At 52.8% G+C, this 6,845-nt stretch carries 6 protein-coding genes and 1 pseudogene; 1 reads left to right on the forward strand and 6 read right to left on the reverse strand.

Annotated features, from left to right (window positions below; genetic code table 11):
* On the forward strand, positions 1-223 hold a 223-nt coding region (locus tag AC5JLB_RS10625), incomplete at its 5' end, for a hypothetical protein (RefSeq protein WP_495873804.1).
* 126 nt (positions 224-349) lie between these two features.
* Here AC5JLB_RS10625 and AC5JLB_RS10630 read toward each other — a convergent pair.
* The 6 genes and pseudogenes from AC5JLB_RS10630 to AC5JLB_RS10655 all read right to left on the reverse strand — a co-directional run.
* A complete protein-coding gene (locus AC5JLB_RS10630) occupies positions 350-979 on the reverse strand; it encodes a nucleotidyltransferase family protein (protein ID WP_495873805.1) in 630 nt (209 codons plus the stop codon).
* Positions 961-2,115, reverse strand: coding sequence for an XdhC family protein (locus tag AC5JLB_RS10635; RefSeq protein ID WP_495873806.1), 1,155 nt, complete (start codon positions 2,113-2,115; stop codon positions 961-963). Before AC5JLB_RS10635 ends, AC5JLB_RS10630 begins: the two co-directional genes overlap by 19 nt.
* 148 nt (positions 2,116-2,263) lie before the next feature.
* Positions 2,264-4,378: a xanthine dehydrogenase family protein molybdopterin-binding subunit gene (locus AC5JLB_RS10640; protein WP_495873807.1), complete on the reverse strand. Its 2,115-nt coding sequence runs from the start codon at positions 4,376-4,378 to the stop codon at positions 2,264-2,266.
* Positions 4,375-5,367 (reverse strand): FAD binding domain-containing protein, encoded by a 993-nt coding sequence (locus AC5JLB_RS10645; RefSeq protein ID WP_495873808.1) that lies wholly within the window; start codon positions 5,365-5,367, stop codon positions 4,375-4,377. The genes AC5JLB_RS10640 and AC5JLB_RS10645 overlap by 4 nt, the downstream gene beginning before the upstream one ends.
* Complete coding sequence (locus AC5JLB_RS10650) at positions 5,364-6,086, reverse strand: 2Fe-2S iron-sulfur cluster-binding protein (protein WP_495873809.1); 723 nt, start codon at positions 6,084-6,086, stop codon at positions 5,364-5,366. Before AC5JLB_RS10650 ends, AC5JLB_RS10645 begins: the two co-directional genes overlap by 4 nt.
* An 81-nt stretch (positions 6,087-6,167) precedes the next feature.
* A pseudogene (locus tag AC5JLB_RS10655) lies at positions 6,168-6,623 on the reverse strand (transposase); the annotation flags it as partial.
* Positions 6,624-6,845: the final 222 nt, after the last annotated feature.

Below are 6,845 nucleotides of genomic sequence, written 5' to 3' on the forward strand. Positions count from 1 at the left end.
ACAATCGAGCGGAGAACTCTCATCAACCGACTCGAGTGCGAGAGCGCCGAATGCGAGCTTCAAATCTCCCGGACAAGCTCAACGATTTGTCTCTGCTGCTGACCCAATTCGATCCCACTTCCACTCCAAGCAACATCAACCCAGTGCAAAACGACATCGCCAAGAACTGCGCCAACGCATAGAAGATTGGTGGGAAATCACCTGTGTGAAAAATGCTGCGTAAACTTGAGCGAGACTGACGATTAAGGGAATTACAGTGCTTAATTTCAAATACTCCCGGTTAAGTTGATAATGCCTATCAGCGAAAACAGACTTAGTCAAACCTTATCAATTGTCTGGCTAAAATTCACTAACGTTGGTCTTGGTCCAAAAGATACGGGAACGCTTCTTTGCAGCTCAAGATGAATTGCTGATATTGCACAGGCGTATCTAAATCAATCGCTCCCTTTGGAAAGGAGACCTGAAAAACTTCGGCGTGTTGCTCGATAAGGTACTTCGCGCCAGCACTGGCATTCATCGCCATTAAGGCTGTAAACAGAGACCGATCGAACAGGGCAGGCACGCCGATCGTGTTTGCATAGGCAGAGGCAACGATCGGGCTTTGCGTCGCTCGATGTGATTCAACTAATTGATTCAATAAAGGAGTGGAGACAAACGGTTGATCACAGAGAACAATGATGACTGCGTTTAAATCCTGTTCAATGGCTGTGAGTGCTGTCATGCCAGTAGCAATTGAAGTACCCATGCCGTCTGCCCACCGTTGATTTTCAACAACATGCACGGCGAGTGTATTAACTTCTAACGTCGTGCGTTCAGCTTGAGAACCCAATACAACCACAATTGGATCACAGCAAGAGGCGATCGCTACATCAGCCATGTAACGCAACAGGCTGCGCCCCTGAAACGGTAACAATTGCTTGGGTGTTCCCATGCGGGTAGATGCGCCTGCTGCCAAAATCATTAAGCCGATGGTAGACATAGACGCTCCGGATTGGGATCGTGAATAGGAGCATGACGATCTCTCAGCATGCCGCCCGTATGGTTGGTTAACACAGCTTGAATTTCTGCGACGATCGCCAAGGCAATTTCCTCAGGGGTTTCAGCACCCAGATCCAGTCCAATGGGATGATAGAGACGTTCCCGTTGATGGTGGGTGGGAACAATCCCTTCGAGGCGTAAATTTTCCAACAATTGCTGAGTGCGTTGTTTTGGTCCCAACACTCCTAAGTATTGAATGGGAGAGGGCAACAGCGATCGCAACAGAGCTTGGTCGTGTTGGTAATGGTGCGTCATGACGACTGCGATCGTGCGAGGGGTCAGCATGAGATGCGCTTCAAGCTCATGGGGGTGACAGGCAATAACTTCATCTGCTTGGGGAAAGCGATCGCGCGTGGCATAGGTTGCTCGATGATCAATGACGGTGACGTGCCAGCCAAGCTGCTTTGCCAATTGCACCACTGGCATGGCGTCGTATCCTGCTCCAAAAAGTAGCAGCCGTGTCGGTGCCTGAATGATTTCAATCAACGCTTCAACAGCACCATAATCCAACTGATAGGAAATAACTTGTGTTTTTCCTTCTGCAAGTACCCGATACGTGTCCTGCAATAAACGGGTTGCCAGCGGGTGATCCGCAATCTGATTAATCACTGTGCCGTCCGGTTTGAGAAACAAGCGATCGGCAATGTGAGCTTCCACAGTCCCTTCAATGTGAAAAATGGTTGCCATTGCCCCTGCTGCTTTTTGCTGAAAACAGTCTGCACTAAACTCAAGTTGTGTACTGGCATCCGGATGCAGCGACTCAATGAGCACCTGCACGATCCCATTACAGCCCATACCCATGCCCCAAATCACATCATCACTGGCAGTTGTGTCGTATTGGACGAGGATGGACTGGGAGTTTTCCAGCAGCAATGGTTTTGCCCGCTCAAACACATCACTTTCCAGACAGCCGCCGCTAATGGCTCCTACTATTTGCCCTGCTTCGGTTAACAGCATTCGTGCGCCCGGTCTGCGATAGACCGAACCTATTGTTTTGACCACCGTGGCGATCGCCATCCTTTGACCTGCAATCTGGCTCTGCTCAAACGCTTTCAAGATGTTTTGTAACTCTTTCATGCCGTGGTTCAGGTAAGCCAATAGTTTGGGTAATGCCCATTCTAAAAATGAGCGGCATCAATAAAACCGAGGACTGAAAAACTTGAATGAGCTCAGTCCTCAGCGCTTTAAGCTGCAAGTTGCGATGCAATGAACGCAAGAGCACCTTTTAAGCAATCAACTTGTCGGGGGTAAGTGGCAAACTGCGGAGACGCTTGCCCGTTGCATGATAGACCGCATTGGCGACGGCTGCCGCAACACCCGTAATGCCAATTTCACCCACACCACGCGCCCCTGCCGGGTTAAAGTTTAGGTCTGGTTCGCCAACAAACGCCACATCGATCCGGGGAGCGTCTGCATGGGCGGGGAAATGATATGTCGCCAAATCATAGACAACGGGATACCCTGTGTTTGGGTCGAAATGGCACTCTTCCATCAGCGCTTGCCCGATGCCCATAATGACCCCCCCGCGCACCTGGCTGGCGGCGGCTTTGGTATTGATAATGCGCCCCACATCCATCACGGATACCCAACGAGTTACACGTAAGCGTCCGATCGCTTCATCGACGGTGACTTCGCAGAAGTGGGTGCCCCAGGATTGGAACGCCCATTTTTTGGCTTCGTCACCTGGAGCGGAAGACGCAGAAGCTTCGATCGCTGCCCGTCCCGACTTCTGAAGCGCAACACAGGCTTCAGTTCCAGTCGTACAGTTAGCGGTTTTTAGGATATCTTGACAGGCTTTCATGACCGTGGGGACGAGGGATGCAGTCATCTGAGAACCACCTGCCAGTCCACCATCGGGCAACTGGGAGTCGCCCATCTCCACCCGCACCTTTTCAACCGGGATTCCTAAGGTTTCGGCAGCGGTAATGGCAACCACTGTGTACGATCCCGTTCCCATATCGTTGCCGGAGGTGAGAACATAGACGGTGCCATCTGGCAACAGGCGCACCTTGGCAGAGGTTTTGCCACGAAGACCAGGGAACGTGGCCGCTGCCATGCCCCAGCCAATGAGTTTACCATCCTGAGTGAGCGATCGCGGCTGGGGTCTGTCTTTCCAGCCAAAGCGCTCCGCCCCAACTTTGAGACAATCGGCAAAATGCTTAGCGGAAAAGGGAAGCCCTTTGCGCTGATGCTCTTTGGCTTCGTTCTTGAGCCGTAGTGCGATCGGGTCGAGCTTTAGCGCCCAGGCAAGTTCATCCATCGCCGACTCTAGCGCCCACATACCCGGAGTCTCGCCCGGTGCCCGCATGAAGGTGGGCGTTCCAATATTCATCACTGCCAGCTCTTGATTAAGCAGCAGATTGGGAGCGGTGTACATGGCTGGAGTGACCGAAGTACACGGTTCGGCAAAGACTTCTACAGGCGAGGTGGTGGACTTCACTTCGTGGGCGATCGCGCTTAGCATCCCATCCGCTGCTGCGGCTAACCGCACCGTTTGCTCTGTTTCCGATCGATGACCTGTGTTAGCGGTCATCTGTCTTCGGCTCACCACCACCTTCAAGGGACGCTTGATCTGACGCGCAGCGGCGGCAGCCAGAATGCCGTGAGGCCAGGGGAAGGCTTTAGAACCAAAGGCACCACCCAGGTAAGGAATCACGATGCGGACTTTCTCTGAGGGCAGTCCAAACAGCTCAGCATAGGTGCGCTGAGTCAGGGCGACCCACTGGGAAGGTTCGTAGACGGTGAGGGCATCTGTCCCCTGCCAGTGGGCAATGATGGCGTGGGGTTCCATAGGCGCGTGTAGCTCAGTCGAAGTAGTGTAGGTTGCCTCCACCTTCGTCACAGCACCTGCCATGCCTGCGGCGACATCGCCCTTCACAAACTTGAACTCCTCACCCATTTGAGGTGGCGCTTCTTTGAAGACAGCGTTCTTGGTCTCGATCGTGGGCTTCTGGGCATCGTACTGCACCTTCACTAGATGCGCGGCGTGTCTTGCCCGTTCAAAGGTGTCTGCCACCACTAAGCCAATGATTTGCCCGGCATAATGAATCTGGTCATCGGATAGGGGCAATCGGGCTTCGTAGATTTTTGAGGTCGCAAAGTTGTTGCTGGGCTTGAACACCTTGGGCGCATTTTTAGGCGTGAAGATGGCAATCACGCCAGGAGCCTTTTCTGCCTCACGGGTGTCGATCGCCTTGATGCGACCCTTGGCGATCGTGGAGGTGACCACCACCCCATGCACCAGCCCCGGAACGTCGTGTTCTGCCGAGTAGGTTGCCGTACCTGTGACTTTTGCGTAGCCATCTTTGCGGTTGACCGCTGTTCCAATCACCTTGTTCATACGATCCCTCCTCCTTTGGCAGAAACGGTGAGGGCGCGTCTCATCGCCCGTTTGGCTAATTCAACTTTGAAGCCGTTGTATGCAAGTGGTTTGGCTCCTTTTAGGGCGATCTCGGCTGCCTGTTGAAACGTCTCGGTCGTCGCAGCTTTACCCGTGAGAAATGACTCCGCTTCTGTAAACCGCCAGGGTTTGTGTGCCATCCCGCCCATTGCTAGGCGAGCTGTTTTGATGCGGTTGTCAGCAAGTTCCACTGCCGCTGCCACCGAAACCAACGCAAAAGCATAGGAGGCCCGATCTCGTAGCTTGAGATACACGCTGGACTTGGCAAATGGGGCGGGGGGCAAGATCACTGCGGTAATGAGTTCTCCCGGTTCTAGATTGGTGTCGCGCTGCGGCGTGTTGCCCGGTAGCCGATGGAAATCCGTAAAGGGAATTTGACGCTTGCCTTTAGCACCTTCCACCTCCACGATCGCATCCAGTGCTGCCAGCGGCACACACATATCAGAGGGATGCACAGCCACACATTGATCGCTGGCACCTAACAAGGCGTGGATGCGGTTAATGCCAGTTAAGGAGGCACAGCCGGTTCCCGGTTCCCGTTTGTTGCAGTCGAAAGCAGTGTCGTAGTAGTAGGGGCAGCGAGTGCGTTGCAGCAGGTTGCCGCCCGTAGTTGCCACATTGCGAATTTGCTGAGACGCTCCCAGCAGAATGGCACGCGCCAGCATGGGGTAGCTGCGCCGAACGTCGGGATGATCGGCAACGGCGGTGTTGCTCACTAGGGCACCAAGGCGTAGCCCGTCTTCCGTCTGCTCAATGCGGGTCATGTCCAGGCGAGTGATGTCGATCAGTTGGGACGGTTCGTCTAGAAAGACCTTCATGCGATCGACCAGATTCGTGCCACCCGCAATGAACATTGAATGATCGCTAGCCGATGCTTGCTGCACAGCCTCTTTCACCGAAGTAGCGCGAACATAGGAAAAGTTTTTCATGCCGAAACTCCTGCTTCCCGCACTAGCATTGCTGCCGCAGGAGACGGTGGCGTTTGTCCGGTTGCCTGCTGCACCGACGCGACAATTCCGTTGTAAGCGCTACAGCGACAGAGATTACCGCTCAACCGCTCTTTGATTTCAGCTTCTGAAAGATTGGTCAGTTGGGGAGGATTGGTTAGATCTGCCGTCATGGCGCTGGCACAGCCTCGCTTCACCTCATCCAGGAGCGCCACGGACGCGCAAATTTGTCCAGGAGTGCAGTAGCCACACTGAAATCCATCGTTCTCAATAAAGGCGGTTTGAACCGGATGCAGTACCTCTCCTTTTGCCAGCCCTTCAATGGTGACAATTTGCTTGCCTTCCTGCATGACTGCCAAAGATAGACAGGAGTACACCCGTTGTCCATCGACCAACACTGTACAGGCTCCGCATTGTCCGTGGTCGCAGCCCTTTTTGCTGCCAGTTAGCTCCAGTCGTTCGCGCAGGGCATCCAGCAGCGTGACGCGTGGTTCGATCGCCAGTGTCTGTCGTTTGCCATTAATGCTCAGGGTTACGGACATTTCGCCCTTTCCGGGAGCCGAGGTTGGCTTTCCCGTTTGAGCGGCTGTAGCTTGATTCAGCAGTGAGGGAGCCGCGATCGCGGCTCCTGCAGCAGTCAACGCCTGTCCTAAAAAATTTCGTCGCGCCTTATGTTTTTTACCGTCTTCGGGGGGATGCATCAAGGGGTACCTCTGAACAAACCAATTCTACTGGTATTGTAGAACTCCAGGAAGATGTCTTACTCCCTTCCCACCCAAAGATTAGGGAACGAGTGAAAAGATGAAATCGAGCGTTTTTTGCACTTGTTCTACAGACAGGAACTGATGAGAGTCAAAGAACTGGTGCAACTGTTGTTCAATTTGCACCAGCGTCATTCCAAGGGGCAGGTGGTGCAGAAACCGTAAGCGCAGAAGATGAAGCACATACTCGACTAAGTTCAATTTGGGTGAGTAGGACGGCAAGTAGAGAAACTCAACTTGAATCGATTGCGTTAGCCCCATTTGCTCTAGATGGACAACAAGTTGCGACTGCATTTTGAGCTTGCGCGTGGGATTGTTATCGAGAATAATGCACAGTCGAGTCTAACCTAGCTCCACGCAATCGAGACACAACTCTGCCAAGTACTCCGACACTTCTTCAGTTTTGGCTTTGGGATTGAGGCGGAAAAACTCTTCGCCGCTATGAGCCTCGACGCAAAGGAGTCCATTGAGTTTATTAGGTTGTGTCGCAAAAATGGTAAGGTGGGAAGCTTAATTTCCTCTAACCTCGCTCTAAATGACTGCTGACTCTCTCAACTGGTTGCGGGTTTTGCTTAGAAGCTGATGTGAAATCTTGAACAGCAGGGCCAAATTGAACTTTCAAAGGAACAGAACTATCAATTTTGGTAACTACTCAGGCAAAATCTGCTGAGTTTTAGTGTGAAGGGGATAACTGGGTTA

It is taken from the genome of Myxacorys chilensis (genome assembly GCF_059505265.1).

What these genes read in the sequence shown, in the direction of transcription:
- AC5JLB_RS10650 (WP_495873809.1), bottom strand. Translation starts at nt 6,086, where the DNA reads ATGCATCCCCCCGAAGACGGTAAAAAACATAAGGCGCGACGAAATTTT.
- AC5JLB_RS10630 (WP_495873805.1), bottom strand. Translation starts at nt 979, where the DNA reads ATGTCTACCATCGGCTTAATGATTTTGGCAGCAGGCGCATCTACCCGC.
- AC5JLB_RS10640 (WP_495873807.1), bottom strand. Translation starts at nt 4,378, where the DNA reads ATGAACAAGGTGATTGGAACAGCGGTCAACCGCAAAGATGGCTACGCA.
- AC5JLB_RS10635 (WP_495873806.1), bottom strand. Translation starts at nt 2,115, where the DNA reads ATGAAAGAGTTACAAAACATCTTGAAAGCGTTTGAGCAGAGCCAGATT.
- AC5JLB_RS10645 (WP_495873808.1), bottom strand. Translation starts at nt 5,367, where the DNA reads ATGAAAAACTTTTCCTATGTTCGCGCTACTTCGGTGAAAGAGGCTGTG.